Origin of the sequence: Chthonobacter albigriseus (genome assembly GCF_013839445.1) — a bacterium.
In the GTDB taxonomy this organism is placed as follows: Bacteria; Pseudomonadota; Alphaproteobacteria; order Rhizobiales; family Pleomorphomonadaceae; genus Chthonobacter; species Chthonobacter albigriseus.
The window spans coordinates 225573-241099 of record NZ_JACDIT010000002.1; the positions used below are offsets into that span (position 1 = coordinate 225573).

Annotated in this window: 14 protein-coding genes; 7 read left to right on the forward strand and 7 right to left on the reverse strand. The window is 66.2% G+C overall.

Annotated elements, in window-relative coordinates:
• Positions 1–464 precede the first annotated feature (464 nt).
• The gene (locus HZ321_RS09245; RefSeq protein ID WP_206682760.1) at positions 465–881 is read left to right on the forward strand and encodes a translation initiation factor 2; all 417 of its coding nucleotides are present in this window, start codon (positions 465–467) and stop codon (positions 879–881) included.
• Between the two features lie 46 nt (positions 882–927).
• Here HZ321_RS09245 and HZ321_RS09250 read toward each other — a convergent pair whose 3' ends face one another.
• Positions 928–1725, reverse strand: coding sequence for a helix-turn-helix transcriptional regulator (locus tag HZ321_RS09250; protein ID WP_181701999.1), 798 nt, complete (start codon positions 1723–1725; stop codon positions 928–930).
• A 209-nt stretch (positions 1726–1934) separates the two neighbouring features.
• Between HZ321_RS09250 and HZ321_RS09255 the strand changes: the two genes are divergently transcribed.
• Genes HZ321_RS09255 through HZ321_RS09275 form a run of 5 tightly spaced genes read left to right on the forward strand, consistent with a single transcriptional unit; the run spans position 1935 to position 6693 of the window.
• The gene (locus HZ321_RS09255; RefSeq protein WP_181702000.1) at positions 1935–3017 is read left to right on the forward strand and encodes a polyamine ABC transporter ATP-binding protein; all 1083 of its coding nucleotides are present in this window, start codon (positions 1935–1937) and stop codon (positions 3015–3017) included.
• A 33-nt stretch (positions 3018–3050) separates the two neighbouring features.
• Entirely contained in the window at positions 3051–4211 is a 1161-nt protein-coding gene (locus HZ321_RS09260; protein WP_181702001.1) for a polyamine ABC transporter substrate-binding protein, read from the forward strand.
• A 28-nt stretch (positions 4212–4239) separates the two neighbouring features.
• Positions 4240–5106: an ABC transporter permease gene (locus HZ321_RS09265; RefSeq protein WP_181702002.1), complete on the forward strand. Its 867-nt coding sequence runs from the start codon at positions 4240–4242 to the stop codon at positions 5104–5106.
• Entirely contained in the window at positions 5106–5915 is an 810-nt protein-coding gene (locus HZ321_RS09270; protein ID WP_181702003.1) for an ABC transporter permease, read from the forward strand. The genes HZ321_RS09265 and HZ321_RS09270 overlap by 1 nt, the downstream gene beginning before the upstream one ends.
• A gap of 16 nt (positions 5916–5931) precedes the next feature.
• A complete protein-coding gene (locus HZ321_RS09275) occupies positions 5932–6693 on the forward strand; it encodes an SDR family NAD(P)-dependent oxidoreductase (protein WP_181702004.1) in 762 nt (253 codons plus the stop codon).
• 49 nt (positions 6694–6742) lie between these two features.
• Here the strand turns inward: HZ321_RS09275 and HZ321_RS09280 are convergent, their stop codons facing one another.
• The gene (locus HZ321_RS09280; RefSeq protein ID WP_181702005.1) at positions 6743–6928 is read right to left on the reverse strand and encodes a hypothetical protein; all 186 of its coding nucleotides are present in this window, start codon (positions 6926–6928) and stop codon (positions 6743–6745) included.
• A gap of 422 nt (positions 6929–7350) precedes the next feature.
• On the opposite strand from HZ321_RS09280, the gene HZ321_RS09285 reads away from it, so the two are divergent.
• Entirely contained in the window at positions 7351–8694 is a 1344-nt protein-coding gene (locus tag HZ321_RS09285; protein WP_181702006.1) for a globin-coupled sensor protein, read from the forward strand.
• 26 nt (positions 8695–8720) lie between these two features.
• Here the strand turns inward: HZ321_RS09285 and HZ321_RS09290 are convergent, their stop codons facing one another.
• From HZ321_RS09290 to HZ321_RS09310, 5 genes are all read right to left on the reverse strand, one after another.
• A complete protein-coding gene (locus tag HZ321_RS09290; RefSeq protein ID WP_342343828.1) occupies positions 8721–10034 on the reverse strand; it encodes an amidohydrolase in 1314 nt (437 codons plus the stop codon).
• Between the two features lie 136 nt (positions 10035–10170).
• The gene (cysN, locus tag HZ321_RS09295) at positions 10171–12072 is read right to left on the reverse strand and encodes a sulfate adenylyltransferase subunit CysN (RefSeq protein ID WP_181702007.1); all 1902 of its coding nucleotides are present in this window, start codon (positions 12070–12072) and stop codon (positions 10171–10173) included.
• Positions 12072–12980, reverse strand: a complete 909-nt coding sequence (cysD, locus tag HZ321_RS09300; protein WP_181702008.1) for a sulfate adenylyltransferase subunit CysD — start codon at positions 12978–12980, stop codon at positions 12072–12074. Before cysD ends, cysN begins: the two co-directional genes overlap by 1 nt.
• A 234-nt stretch (positions 12981–13214) precedes the next feature.
• Complete coding sequence (locus HZ321_RS09305; RefSeq protein ID WP_181702009.1) at positions 13215–14138, reverse strand: lysophospholipid acyltransferase family protein; 924 nt, start codon at positions 14136–14138, stop codon at positions 13215–13217.
• Between the two features lie 79 nt (positions 14139–14217).
• Positions 14218–15246 (reverse strand): LacI family DNA-binding transcriptional regulator, encoded by a 1029-nt coding sequence (locus HZ321_RS09310; RefSeq protein ID WP_342343829.1) that lies wholly within the window; start codon positions 15244–15246, stop codon positions 14218–14220.
• Positions 15247–15527: the final 281 nt, after the last annotated feature.

The window sequence follows — 15527 nt, forward strand, 5'->3', positions numbered from 1 at the left end:
CTCCACGAAGACGTGAGCTGTTGGAATCTTTTGGTGACCTTGGCTGACTTTCTTGAAGCATCAAAGCCCGGGAACGGTATCGACAACACATCGGGCGTCGCACGTTCAGCAAAGGGAGTTCACGGTCGACGAGAACAACGCTTTCGGCGGACTAGCGATGGCTGCGTGCCAGCGCGTCGGCGCGTGGTTCTTCGCCTCCCGAATGCGGCGCGTAATGCGATCGCCGAGTGAACCCGCGATAGTTGTTTATAACATATTGCCGCTACTTTTATTTGAATTCTGTTTGTTCCATCTGTTCCAGAGACAGAGCGTGGTCGCTTGCTCATTCCGAGCTTTCGCCATGCCTGAACAGCGGCACCGCTGAGGTCGTCCGCAACGGGGGAAACATGCGTCTCATATCGAGTTCTCTTCTCTGTGCAGTCCTGGCCGGCTGCGCGACCATCACACGCGGGACGACGGAAGAGGTGCGGATCGAAGTCGATCCCCCGGACAGCATCATCACCACAACCGTCGGCCACAGCTGCACCGGCATCCCGTGCAAGATCCAGGTCCCTCGAAAGACCGAGTTCTCGGTGACAGCTTCCAAGGAGGGGTACACCAGCGCCACCGTGCCGGTGATCTCGACGATGGCCGGATCGGGCGCGGCGGGAATGGCGGGGAACGTGATCCTCGGCGGCTTCATCGGAGTCGGCGTCGATGCCGTCAGCGGCGCCACGCTCAACCATTCGCCGAACCCGGTATTGATCGCCTTGCAGCCGATTGATCCGACGAACCCTGCCACGCCTGCCGGCAGCCTCAGCGTTCTGGAAGGGAGGATCAAGGCCGAGAACCTGGAGAAGGCGGCCAAACAGTCGAGGCGCCAGGACGAGCGGAACAGCTAGTCGGGCTCGGAACGGGCTCAGACGAACGGGCTGTCGCCCGCCCCCCTCACCCTCCTCCCGCGATCCTCGTGAGGTAGATCGAGAGCAGCTGCGTCTGCGAGGTGATGTTGAGCTTCCGGTAGACGTTGCGGCGGTGGACCTTGACGGTGCCGGTGCGGATCTCGAGGCGGCGGGCGATGCTGTCGGAGGAGTGGCCCTGGAGGACGAGTTCCACCACGGCCGCTTCGCGCTCCGTCAGGTTGAGGTCGCGCCAGACGGAGCCCGGCGAGGCGGGGGAGCGGCGGCCCACCCTTCCCCCGCCGGCCTCGCGGTCGAAGCGGCGCGAGAGATCCTTCCAGCGGGTGCGGATCAGGGCGGAGACCAGGGGTTCGACCGCGTGGAGCAGCGCGATCGAGCGGGCGGGGAAAGCGCCGGTCGCCTCCTTGCGCATCAGCGACCAGACCACCGCGGCATCGTCCGACACCGGCACGAAGAAGCCGACCTCCTCGGCAAGGCCGGTCTCCACGTAGTAGCTGCGGAAGTACTCGCTGGAGAAGAAGCGGTCGGGGGCGAGGTCGCGCATGCGCCAGAAGCCGGGCTTGGGCTCGCGCGCGGCGCGATAGAAGGGATCGAGCAGGTAGGGGCCGACCTGGTACTTCGCCACGAAGACCACGTGCTCGGCGGGCGTGAAGGTGTCGTAGAGGTCGATCGGCCGGGCGTCGCCGCGATAGCCGAACACCACCACGTGGTCAAAGCCGACCAGGGTGCGGAGCACCGTGGCGAGCGCGTCTCCGAAGGCGGCGTCGGTGGTCGGCGGCGTGCCGACCAGTTCGCCGAGGGTGCGGAACAGGGTTGCCGTGTCCATGGGCGCTCGGGCGGCTCCGTCGTTGGCGTCTGCACAGCATGAAGGCAGGCACCGCCTCTACCACTCGCAAAGATCAATTCCGATGAATATACCCCTCTCGGGGTATATACCGCGGCTTGGGCTCGTCACTAGGCTGAAGGCTAGAGGGGTGGCATCGGAGACCGCAAAGAACCGGCCCGGCCACCGCATCGGAACAGCAGGGCGAGCGCGTGACGGCGACGCATCCGAACGACATCGAATTCCGGCGCGTGGTGAAGCGCTACGGCGCGGTCACGGCAGTGACCGGCATCGACCTCGCCGTGCCGCGCGGCGCCTTCGTAGCGCTGCTCGGCCCGTCGGGCTGCGGCAAGACCACGTGCCTCAGGATGATCGGCGGGTTCGAGCAGCCGAGCGAGGGCGAGGTGCTGATCCGCGGCGAGGCGATGACCGGCGTGCCGCCCTACCGGCGCCCGGTCAACATGGTGTTCCAGCACTACGCCCTCTTCCCCCATCTCGACGTCAGCGCCAACGTCGCCTACGGCCTCAAGCAGATGCGACCGCGCATCGAGACCGGCGAAATCGCCCGTCGCGTCGCCGAGGCGCTGGAGATGGTGCGGCTCGACGGGTTCGGCGGCCGGCGGATCCACGAGCTCTCCGGCGGCCAGCAGCAGCGGGTGGCGCTCGCCCGGGCACTGGTCAACCGGCCGGCCGTGCTGCTCCTCGACGAGCCGCTCGCCGCGCTCGACAAGAAGCTGCGGACCGCCATGCAGATCGAGCTGCAGTCGCTGCAGCGCAACCTGGGCATCACCTTCGTGCTGGTCACCCACGACCAGGAGGAGGCGCTCTCCATGAGCGACCTCGTCTGCGTGATGAACGCCGGGCGGATCGTGCAGATGGCGACCCCGCGGGAGATCTACGACCGGCCGGCGGACCTCTTCGTCGCCGATTTCGTCGGCAAGACCAACATCCTCGATGCCTCGGTGGTGGCCTCGGGGCGGGCACGACTCGCCGACGGCAGCATGGTCGCCGTGGCGCCGTCCGATCGCGTCGGCGCGGCGACGGTCGCAATCCGACCGGAGGCGATCCGGCTGGCGCGCAAGGCGGCCGGCGATCTCACGGGCACCGTCACCAACCGCATCTTCCTCGGCGCGACGGCCGAGTATGCCGTGCGCGTACCGGGGGTCGGCGACCTTCTCGTCACCGCCGACCACCACGCCACTTCCAAGAGCGACCTGATCGAGCCGGGCGAGGCGGTCGCGCTCACCTTCGACCCCGGTGCCGCACTGGTGTTTCCCGCCCGGTCGTCCGCCTGACGGCCGCGCCAACCACAACAGGGGATGAGGACCATGACAAAGGGATACCGCGACAACGCGCCGATCTCGGCCAGCGCCTTCCTCGACGAACTGATGCGCCTGAAGCGCGGATCGGTCAGCCGGCGCCACTTCCTCGGGGTCACCGGCCTGGGGCTCGCCACGGCCGTGCTTTCGCGCGAGCTGATCCTGCCGCGGCCGGCTTTCGCCGCCGAGGACCTCGGCACCAAGATGTCGATCGCCACCTGGCCGAACTACCACGACCCCGCCACCTTCGAGGCCTTCACCGCCGCCACCGGCGTCGCGGTCGAGGTCAACGTGTTCGGCTCCAACGAGGAGATGCTGGCCAAGCTGCAGGCCGGCGCGTCGGGCTGGGACCTGTTCGTCCCCACCAACTACACGATCTCCACCTACGTGAAGCTCGGCCTGATCGAGGCGCTCGACATGGCCAAGCTCGGCAACTTCGACGGCTCCACCCAGAACACCCGCTTCACCTCGGAAGGCACCATCGACGGCACCGTCTACGCCGTGCCGAAGAACTGGGGCACCACCGGGTTCGCGGTGAACACCGGCAAGCTGAAGACGCCGGTCACCAGCTGGAAGGGTTTCTTCGAGGCCGCCAAGGGCGAGGCCGACGGCCGCGTCATGGTGCACGACTACCAGCTGACGACGATCGGCAGCGCGCTCAAGGTCTTCGGCTACTCCTTCAACTCGATCGACCCGGCCGAGCTCGCCAAGGCCGAGGAGCTGCTGATCAGCGTGAAGCCGCACCTTTACGCGATCTCGTCCGACTACCAGCCGGCCATGCGGGCGACCGACGCCTGGATGACCATGTGCTGGACCAACGACGGCGCCCAGCTCAACCGCGACATGCCGGAGATCGCCTACGTGCTAGGCTCGGAGGGCGGCGAGATCTGGACCGACTTCTACGCCATCCCGAAGGACGCGCCGAACAAGCCGGCGGGCTACGCGCTCCTCAACTACCTGATGGATCCGGCCAACGCGGTGAAGGAGCACATCGCCAACGGCGCGCCGACCACCGACAGCCGCGTCGCCGCGCTGCTGCCGAAGGAGATGCTGGAGAACACCATTCTCTATCCGGACGAAGCGGCCCTCACCCCGCTGGAATTCGGCGCGGCGGTGACGCTGACCGATCCGGCCCGGGCGGAGCTGATGGCCCGCTTCAAGTCGGCCTGACGACCAGACGCGGGACGGGGAGGCGGCCATGGCGATGTCGGCGGCGGGAAAGCGGAGGGCGGTCACCGGGCTGCTCGTCGCCCCGGCGGCGGCGTGGCTGGTCGTCTTCCTCGTCCTGCCGTTCATCGCGATCGTGGTGTTCTCGCTGGGCGAGCGCGCGCCGGAGGGCGGCTACCAGCCTGCCCTGACGCTCGCGCAGTACATGAACCTGCCGGCGCGGGCGGCGGCCTTCTGGAACACGCTGGTGCTCGCCCCGATCGGAGCGCTCGCCTGCCTCGTGGTCGCCTACCCCGTCGCCTACTACCTCGCGGTCAAGGCCGATCCGCGCTGGCGGCTGCTGCTGGTCTCGCTCGTGGTCGTGCCGTTCTGGACGAGCCTCCTGGTGCGCACCTACGCCTGGATGTACATCCTCGGCTCGCGCGGCATCCCGAACCTCCTGACGCTCGTCGGCATCGAGGACGTCCGCCTTCTCAACACGCCCTTCGCCGTTCTCGTCGGCATCGTCTACGGCTACCTGCCGCTGATGATCATGCCGATCTACGTCAGCCTGGAGAAGCTCGACCGGCGGCTGCTGGAAGCCTCCGCGGATCTCGGGGCGAGGCCGGTCTCGACCTTCCTCGGGGTGACGCTGCCACTTTCCATGCCGGGCGTGATGACCGGCGTCGCGCTCGTCACCATCCTCCTCCTCGGCGAGTACCTGATCCCGCAGCTGCTCGGCGGCGGCAAGGTGTTCTTCATCGGCAACGCGCTGGTCGATCTCTTCCTGCAGTCGCGCAACTGGCCCTTCGGCTCGGCGATCGCGGTGACTCTCGTGCTGGTCGTGGTGGTCGTCCTCCTCGGCGCGATGCGGCTCGCCTATCGCGTCGCCGGCACCCGGCAGGTGGACCTCGTCTGATGCGCGCGCTCGTCACCGCCGTCTATGTCTTCCTCTACGCGCCGATCGCCCTCGTCGTGCTGTTCTCGTTCAACGCCGGCCGGCATGCGAGCGAGTTCACCGGCTTTTCGCTGCAGTGGTACGGCAAGGCGCTCTCCAACCCCTTCCTCACCGAGGCGCTGCTCAACAGCCTGATCATCGCCTTCACCAGCGCCGGGACGGCCGCCGTGTTCGGCACCATGGCCGCGCTGGGGCTGGAGCGGCTCGGGCCGCGCACCCGGGCCGTCTTCGACGGCCTGTTCGCGGCGGCGATCGTCGTGCCCGGCGTGGTGATCGGCATCGCGACTCTCGTGGCGCTCGTGGAGGTGTTCCGCTTCGTCAACCCGGTGCTGACCTTCCTTTGGCCGGGGGACACGCCGCCAAAGGCCGGGCTCGGGTTCTTCTCCATCATCGCAGCACACGGGCTGTTTTCGCTCGCTCTCGTCACGATGATCGTCAAGGCTCGGCTGGCGAGCCTGGGGCGGGACATCGTCGAGGCCTCCAGCGATCTCTACGCCACGCCCTTCACCACCTTCCGCTCGATCGTGCTGCCGCAGATCTTTCCGGCTGTGGCCGCCGGCTTCCTGCTCGCCTTCACCTTCTCCTTCGACGACTTCATCGTCGCCTTCTTCGTCGCCGGCTCCAAGACCACCCTGCCGATCTACGTCTTCGCCTCGATCCGACGCGGCGTCACGCCCGAGGTCAACGCGATCGCCACGATGGTGCTCGTCTCCTCCATCCTCATCATCGCCGTCGCCCGGCTGCTCCTTACCGAGCGGCGAGCCTCCTGACGCTGGAACAAGACCCATGATCCTCAAGGACCGCATCGCGATCGTCACCGGCGCCGGCTCCGGCATCGGCCGGGCCGGGGCGCTCATCCTTGCCCGCGAAGGCGCCGTGGTCGCCGTGCTCGACCGCAATGCCGGAGGCGCGGCGGAGACCGTTCGCCACATCGTCGAGAGCGGCGGAAAGGCCGAGGCCGCCGCCGTCGACGTCACCGACGACCGGGCTTTGGAGGCGGTCGTCGAAGGCGTTCTCGCTCGCCATGGGCGGATCGACATCCTGCACAACCACGCGGGCATCCAGGTGGAGGGCGACCTGGAGCACGTCTCGCCGGAGGGCTTCGACCGGTCGTGGGACCTCAACGTCCGCGCCCACTTCTACGCCTGCCGTTTGGTGGCGCCCGCAATGAAGCGGCAGGGCGGCGGCGTGATGCTCAACACGTCGTCGTCGTCGGGGATCTTCTACGATCGGGAGATGATCGCCTATACCACCACGAAGCACGCGGTGATCGCCATGACGCGGCAGATGGCCGGCGACTACGGGAAGTTCGGCATTCGTGTGAACGCGCTCTGCCCCGGCTGGGTCGACACGCCTTTCAACGAGCCGTTCATCCGCCAGATGGGCGGACGCACCGCGATCGAAGCCTACATCCGGGAGAAGGTGCCGCTCGGCCGCTGGGCGAGCGTGGAGGAGATCGCGGAATCCATCCTCTTCCTTGTCTCGGACCGTTCGTCCTACATGACCGGCCAGACACTGGTGGTCGACGGCGGCGAAACTGTTGTCTGACGCCGACCTGGCGATGGGGCGGCCCGACCGGCCGCCCCTTCATTCGAATTCAACGCTTCTTGGTAAGTTCCGCGTAACCAGCGGCTACATTCTTGAGCGTCTCGGAGGTCTGGCGCATGGCCAACTTCAGTGCTTCAAAGCCCGAGGTGTCGATTCCAGCCGTATTTTTCATGGTTACTAACACCTTATTCTTTTGTTTATGATATAAGTTGGCGACATCGCCACCGCTTGACATGCGATTACTTACTTCACAGCAGCTCTACGGGCATCCCCGATGGCTGGATCAGCGGAAGGTCCGTTTTTTTATTCGCGGCATCGGCAGTGAAGATGCGGTCTTCGCTCGGATAGCCCCGTCCCGGAACCGCGACTGAATGCCTGTCCAATCCCGTCGTCACCGGTCGGGCAGCCGGACCGGGGTCTGCGCGCCGGATACACCTGTTTAAAAAGCGTTAAACGCATACGCATTTTGACTGACCCTGAGACACCTCTCAGAGCACAGTGCAAAACTTCCATTCTCATGGCGGTTTTTCGATCTATTTTAATCCTACGGTTACCAGCTTCCATTCAACTCATGATCGGAAGCTCAACCGACGCCGCACCGAAACCCGGGCGATGCCGTGGGGCTGGGCTTTCTTGCCGAAAAGAACTGGACCCGCCATGCACTCGATCGACGTCTCCAGACAATTGCGAGCGTTCAAGCTCACGACCGCCGACCTGTCCGTCCTGCAGGCGCTTCGGCCCATCCTTCGCGAGAAACTGGAATCGATTCTTGTCGAGAGCCGCCAGCATTTCGCCGAATGGCCGGAGATCGTCGCGTCGCTTTCACGACCGGACATTCACCAGGCGCGGGTCGAGCACTGGACGCGCGCCGCGGGCGGTGACTTCGGCACCGATTTCGTGAAATCCGCGCTGCGCTTTTCCGCTGCGTTCGTGGCAGGCAAGATCCCGGCCCACGCGATCGTCCTCTGTCATAACGCCGTCTTCGACGTGGCCTGCCGGACGCTTCGCAGCGCCTCCGCGCCGCGTGGCGCGTTCCAGTTCAAACGCAGCGACTCTGGTGTTCTGGAGAGCCGAATTGAAGTGCTGCGCAAGGCGACATTCCTGGACATCGAGATCCTGACCGAGGCCTATGCCATCGCGGCTGCCGAGGAGCGCCGCGCGATGCTGGCGACGCTTGCCTCCAATTTCGAGAAGGCGGTCGGCACCGTTGTCGACGGCGTCGGGCGGGCGGCCGGAACCCTGTCGACCACCGCGCAGAGCATGTCCATGTCCTCCGAACAGGCGCTCGGCCAGTCGTCGGCGGTCGCCGCGGCGTCCGAGGAGGCCTCGTCCAATGTCCAGACGGTCGCCACGGCCTCGGAGGAACTGGCCTCGTCGATCGCAGAGATCGGCCGGCAGGTGAACGAGGCCGCCGCCGTGGCGGAGAAGGCTGCCCATGACGCCGAGCGAACAGCGGCGCAGGTCAAGGACATGTCCGCTGCGGCGCAGCGGATCGGCGACGTGATCGACCTCATCAGCAACATCGCGGGTCAGACCAATCTGCTGGCGCTCAACGCCACCATCGAGGCCGCGCGTGCCGGCGAGGCCGGGCGCGGCTTCGCCGTCGTCGCGGCGGAGGTCAAGCAACTCGCCGATCAGACCGCCAAGGCGACGTCGACCATATCGGCGCAGATCAGCGGCATCCAGGCGTCGACCGCCGAGTCCGTAGCGGCGATCACGGCGATCAGCGGCGTGATCGCGCAGCTCAACGATATCTCCCGGGCCGTCGCCGGGTCCGTCGAGCAGCAGGACGCGGCCACCCGCGAGATCGCGCAAAACGTCGTTCAGGCCTCCAAGGGCACCGAAAAGGTCTCCAACAACATCACCGGCGTGGCCAAGGCAGCCAGCGATGCGGCGGATGCCTCCCGAAAGGTGCTCGCGGCGGTCAAGGATCTCACCGGCGAAACTGCCGCGCTGCGCACCGAGGTCACCCGCTTCCTCGGCGAGATCCGCACCGCCTGACGACTCGGACCGTCGTTCCGTTCGCGTCAGCGGCCGATCGATGCCCGGATGTCCGGCACAAGGGCTGCGACGTCGCGCTTGATCGCAGCGAGGTCGGCGCGGGCCAGGCGCCGGTTCCGAACCACCGGTTCGCCGCCGACGAAGACGTCCCGGACGTCGCCGCGGCCGGCGGCGAAGACCAGGAAGTTCACCGGGTCGAACATCGGCGTGGCATGGGCGCCGCCGGTGTCGACCAGGATCAGGTCGGCCGCCTTTCCCGGCTCCAGAGTGCCGATCCGGTCGGCCAGCCCCAGCGCCCGGGCGCCGTTCGCCGTCGCCATCCAAAAGGCCGTCTCGGCCGGAACCGCCGTCGCGTCCTGGCGGGCGCCCTTGTGCAGGATCGCGGCAAGCCGCATGGCGAGCCAAGGGTCGAGGTCGTTGCCGCTGATCGGGCCGTCGGTGCCGAGCGCCACGTTGACGCCGGCCGCCAGCATGTCGGGCACAGGGGAGATCCCCGAGCCGAGCTTCAGGTTGGACACCGGGTTGTGGGCGACATTGGTTCCGGTCGAGGCCAACAGCGCGATCTCCTCTTCGTCCAGGTGCACGCAATGCGCCAGCGTCACGTCGGGTCCGAGCAGCCCCAGGTCCGAGAGATGGCGGATGACGGACCGCCCGTGGCGCTTCGTCACCGTCGCCTGCTCGAACGCGGTTTCGGCCGCGTGGGTACCCCAGAGCACGCCATGCCGCCGGGCGAGCTCGCCCGTGTCCTTCAGCGAAGACGGCCCCACGGTGTAGGTGCCGTGGGGCTGCACCGCGGCATGAATATGCGGGTGGTCGCGGTAGCCGAGGATAAACTTTTCCGACTCGGCCAGATGTCCCCGGTGGTCCAACCCGTCGGAGGTCTTGCCGTCGATGAACACCCCACCCCCGACCAGCCGGATCCCAAGCTCCTCCGCCGCCTTGGCGGTGGAGAACGGGTACCAGAACATGTCGAGGGTCGCGGTTATCCCCGACAGCAGCATCTCCGCCAATCCGAGGCGGGCACCCAACCGGACCGTATCGGCGTTGAGGATCGCCCCCTCCGCCTTCCACACCGTCTGCAGCCAAGGCTCCAACGGCAGGTCCTCGACCAGACCCCGGAACAGGCCGTCGGCAGCGTGGCTGTGGGCGTTGACGAGCCCGGGCATGACGATGCCACCGCCGGCGTCGATGCGTGTAGCCGTATCAGGGCTACGTAGCGTACCCCTCGGCCCGATGGAGACGACTACACCATCGTCGAGAAAAACGGCCCCGTCGGGGATAACGTCGGCGCCCGGAACGCCGGTCACCACCGTCGCATTCTCCAGCAGGAACCCTGTCACGCTATCCTCCCCGATCGGTGTCGTGCGACCATACCGCCACCCAGCGCGGGCGGTCACGCCCCTCGCGAACAGCGGACGCGAAAAGGCCGCCGATCCCGACCGGAACCGGCGGCCTTTCTGCGATCAGGACGAACCGTCAGATCACGTAGTCGTTGGAGTCCAGGTAGGCGACGATCCGTTCGGCCATCTCCTCGGCGGAAGCCGAGGTCGTGTCGAGGCGGATCTCCGGGTTCTCCGGCACTTCGTAAGGGCTTGAAATGCCCGTGAAATTGGCGATCTTGCCCTCGCGCGCCTTCTTGTAGAGCCCCTTCGGATCGCGGCTCTCGGCTACTTCCAGCGGCGTATCCACGAAGACCTCGATGAACTCCCCCTCGCCGACGAGATCGCGCGCCAGCCGCCGCTCGGAGCGGAACGGCGAGATGAAGGAGACCAGAACGATCAGGCCAGCGTCGACGAACAGCTTCGCGGTTTCCGCGACGCGCCGTATGTTCTCGACCCTGTCAGCATCCGTGAAGCCCAGATCCTTGTTCAGGCCGTGTCGCACGTTATCGCCATCAAGGATATAGGTGTGCCGGCCTAGCGAATGCAGCTTTTTCTCGACGAGATTGGCGATCGTCGACTTGCCGGAACCGGATAGACCTGTAAACCAGACGATTGCAGCCTTCTGGCCTTTCATTGAAGCGCGCGACTCCTTGGTGACGTCGAGCGCTTGCCAATGGATATTGCTGGCGCGTCGGAGCCCGAAGTCGACCATCCCGGCGCCGACGGTCAGGTTCGAAAGCCGGTCGATGACGATGAAGGCGCCGGTGTCCTTGTTGTCGGCATAGGCGTCGAAGGCGATCGGCTCGGACAGCGCGACGTTCACCTGCGCAACTTCGTTGAGCGACAGGGTTTTTGCGGCGAGTTTCTGGAAACTGTTGACGTCGATCTTGTGCTTGATCTCCGTCACCTGGCCGGAAACCGTCTTGGTGCCGAGCTTGATCGAGTATTGGCGGCCGGGAAGCAGTTGATCATCCGACATCCAGATCAGATGGGCAGCGAACTGGTCGGAGACTTCCGGACGGCTCTCGGCCGAAGTCAGGACATCGCCGCGCGAAATGTCGATCTCGTCGTTGAGCGTCAGCGTCACCGCCTCGCCGGCGACCGCTTCGTCCTTGTCCCCGTCGTAGGTTACGATCGCCCGGACGGTCGAGGTCCGGCCGGACTTGGCCACCGCGATCCGGTCGCCGGGACGAATCCGGCCCGTGGCGATGGTTCCGGCAAAGCCGCGGAAGTCGAGGTTCGGGCGGTTAACCCATTGGACAGGAAGGCGGAACGGCCGACCAAGCAAGTCGTCCTCGACGTTGACGGTCTCCAGGTGCTCGACCAGCGTCGGGCCCTCGTACCAGCCAAGCTTCGGTCCGCGGTCGAGCACGTTGTCGCCGAAGCGGGCGGATAGCGGGATCGGCTGGAAGGTGGTGAAACCGAAACCGGCGGCGAACTCGCGGTATTCCGCGACGATCCTATCGAAGACCTCCCGGGAGTAATCGACCAGGTCGATCTTGTTGACCGCCAGAACCACATGCCGGATGCCGAGCAGCGAGACGATGAAGGAATGCCGGCGGGTCTGGGTCAGGATGCCGTGCCGGGCGTCGACCAGGATGACGGCGAGGTCTGAGCTGGAGGCCCCTGTCGCCATGTTGCGGGTGTACTGCTCGTGGCCCGGGGTGTCGGCGACGATGAACTTGCGCCGGTCGGTGGCGAAGAATCGGTAGGCGACGTCGATGGTTATGCCCTGTTCGCGCTCGGCCTCCAGGCCGTCGACCAGGAGGGCGAAGTCGATGTCCTCGCCGACGGTGCCGTGCTTCCGGCTGTCGCGCTCCAGGCTCTTCAGCTGGTCTTCGAACAGCAGCTTGGTGTCGTAGAGAAGGCGGCCGATCAGGGTCGACTTGCCGTCGTCCACCGAACCGCAGGTCAGGAAGCGCAGCAGGCTCTTGCGTTCGTGGCGGGCGAGGTAGTCCGTGAAGGCTTCGACGTCGAGGGTGGCGAGCGCGTCCATCAGAAATACCCTTCCCGCTTCTTCTTCTCCATCGAGGCGGAGTCGTCGTGGTCGATCAGCCGGCCGGCCCGCTCGGAGGTCCGGGCGAGCAGCATCTCGCGGACGATTTCCGGCAGCGTGGTCGCGGGGCTCTCCACCGCCGCGGTCAGCGGGTAACAGCCGAGCGTGCGGAAGCGGATCAGCTTCTGCTCGGGCGTCTCGCCGGGCTTCAGAGGGATCCGATCGTCGTCGACCATGATCAGCATGCCGTCGCGTTCCACCACCGGGCGATAGTCGGCGAAGTAGAGCGGCACGATCGGGATGTCCTCGGCCAGGATGTACTGCCAGATGTCGAGCTCGGTCCAGTTCGACAACGGGAACACGCGGATGCTCTCGCCCGGCTTCACGCGGGCATTGTAGAGCCGCCAAAGCTCGGGCCGCTGGTTCTTCGGGTCCCAGGCATGGGTTTCAGTGCGGAAGGAGAAGATGCGCTCCTTGGCGCGGCTCTTCTCCTCGTCGCGACGCGCGCCGCCGAAAGCCGCGTCGAAACCGTACTTGGTCAGCGCCGCTTTCAGGGCGTCGGTCTTCATGACGTTGGTGTAGGCGGACGACCCGTGGGTGAAGGGCGTGATCCCCTGGGCGACGCCCTCCTGGTTCGTGTGGACGATCAGGTCCAGGCCGAGCCGCCGGGCGGTCTCGTCGCGGAAGCGGATCATCTCGCGGAACTTCCACGTGGTGTCGACGTGAAGCAGCGGGAACGGCGGCTTGGAGGGATAGAAGGCCTTCATCGCCAGGTGGAGCATCACCGACGAGTCCTTGCCGATCGAGTAGAGCATCACCGGGTTGCGGAACTCGGCCGCGACCTCGCGGATGATGTGGATGGACTCGGCCTCAAGCCGTCTCAAGTGGGTCAGTCGATCGGAGGACAACGCAGTCACCTTGGCATGCCGCCCCAACGTCCCCAGCGACAGCGGGGACACGGGTCCGGGCACATGCCCGGCGAGGCCACAAGTAGCGTCGCCGGGCCGTTTTACACAAGAGCGGCTCCCCGCGAGTTTCGGGTCGGATCGAGAAAAATTTTCGCTCGCAATGGCCTTCTCTAGAACCGGCTGTGTTTGGCAGCGGGCCCGGAGGTCCGCCCGCGCAAATTTCCTCGCAGTCGGTCAGGAGCGGATGCCGCGTCGCCGCTGCCTGTTCCGGCGAAGGGCGTGCGGCAGGCCTCGCAGCGCCTCGATCGAGCGGCGGCGTTCCCCACGCTTCTGCAGATGGGCGAAGCGGGCGCCGAGGGCGTAGGTGCAGGCGCGCAGATGGTCCATCAGCGCCCGCCGGTCGGCGAGATCGGCGAGGCTGGCGTAAGGGATCGGATCGCCGATCGCCACGGGCATCGAGGTGCCGATCCGGTCGCGCACCTCCTTGAAGATGAGCGACAGGCGCAGCGCCTGGTGGATGTGGCTGGCGATCTGGAAAATTCGCGAGTTCTGGCCCGCGAAGAAAACCGGGACCACGGTGGCGCGGGTGCGCTGGATCAACTGACTGGTGAAGGGCTGCCAGGTGGCGTCGATGGCGTCGCGTCGTCCGAGGCGGTCGGGCGCGGTGGAAACGCCGCCGGCGGGAAACACGACGATGCAGCCGCCAGCCTCCAGGTGGCGGCGGGCCGCCTGGCGAGTGGCCAGGTTGGTGGCGAGCGCCTCCTCGGTCTCGGCGAAATCCACGGGAAGCAGATAGGGCTTCACCTCCGGCGCGCGCAGCAGAACGGCGTTGGTCAGCACCAGGAAGTCCGAGCGGACCTTCTCGATCAGCCAACTGATGACGATGCCGTCGAGGACGCCGAAAGGGTGATTGGCGACGACGACCAGCGGGCCGGAGCGGGGAATGCCGGCGAGGCGGTCCTCGTCGATGTCGACGGTGATTTGGAGGCGGCGGACCGCGGCCTGAAAGAAGCTCTCGCCCGGAACCGGATTGCTCCGGTTCTCCAGGTAGAGGCGCTTGAGTTCAGGCTGCCCCGTCGCCCGCTCGATGAGCCGGATGAGGTTCCGCTTCAGGGGAGGAAACGTCGGGTCCGCGTAGGAAAAGATCAGATTGTCCATGGCCGTTCGAATGGCGGTGAACGCAGCGTCTTATGGCACAAATATCCATGGAGTGCGAACGGACGATGACGGATCCGGATTACCGGACCGGCGGGGGCGCCGTGGAGGCGCGGACGATCAGTTCGACCGGCCAGACCTCGTGTGGCTGGTCCAGCACCTCGCCCGTGACCTGCGCCAGCGCCATCTCCGCGACGCGCGCGCCCGCCGCCCGGATCGAGGAGCGTGTGGTGGTCAGAGGCGGCATCATCTGATCCGCCCGGAAGGCCGGCATTTCGTCGTCATGAGCGATGATGGAGATATCGCCCGGCACCTCCAGGCCAGACTCGGCGACCGCCTTCAATACGCCCAAGGCGACGAGGATGCTGCCACAGAGAAAGGCGGTGGGAGGCCCCTCCCCGGCCAGCGCGGCGCGCGCTGCACGGTAGCCGTTCTCCATGGTCATGGGCCCGGCGGAGAAGAGATCGAGCGACGGTTGGTTGCCGGCCTCGGCGAAGGCATCGAGCGTTCCAGCGCGACGGTCGACCGCGAAGGTGAAGCGTTCGTCGCCGTTGACGAGTGCGATCCGGCGGTGGCCGAGCTGCAGGAGAAAGCGGGTCGCCTGCAGAAAGGCGCCGCGGTTGTCGATGTCGAGAGAGACGACGTCGAGCCCCTCGCCCGCCCGGCCATGCACCACGGCCGGGAAGCCGAGCGCGCCGATACGGACGATGCGCGGATCGTCGACGGCAGGGCTGGAGATGATCACGGCGTCGACGGTGCCGCTGCGAACCAGGCGACCGTAGGTGGCAATCTCGGTTTCGGACGTGGTGGGGCTAATCAGGATGTCGAAGTTGTTCCGGCCCGCGGTTTCGCTGACCCCGGCGAGGAACTCCACGAAAAGCGGATCCAGAAGAACATTCCGCTCCACGGGGAAAACGATGCCGAGCGCATGGGCGGTTCCGGTGGCCAGGCGGCGCGCGGCGGGCGACGGTCGGTATCCGAAGCGGCTCGCCGCTTCCATAACACGCAGTCGCGTCGCCTCGCCCACCTCCGGATAGCCGTTGAGAGCGCGGCTCACGGTGGTCTGCGACAGACCGAGGTGAGCCGAAAGCTCCTTCAAATTCATCGCCATGGACGATCGCGTCTCAAACCGCTTTGATGCACCATGCCCCGATCTCCGGCCCGGCGGGCATCCCCGCCCGGTCGTTGCAGCGGTCCGTTGCCCGCTCCCCGATCCACTCAAGATAAATCGGAAACCGCTGCAAAACCAAGCGTCTCATTCCGCCTCCGCAACATTCGCAGAGAACTGCGGGAACCCGGGGACATAGACCGCGTTGAAAACCAACGGCGTCAACTTGACACATGCAGTCTTCAGGGCTCTTATAGCATCGCTCAAAGCGCTTTGAGAGGAGC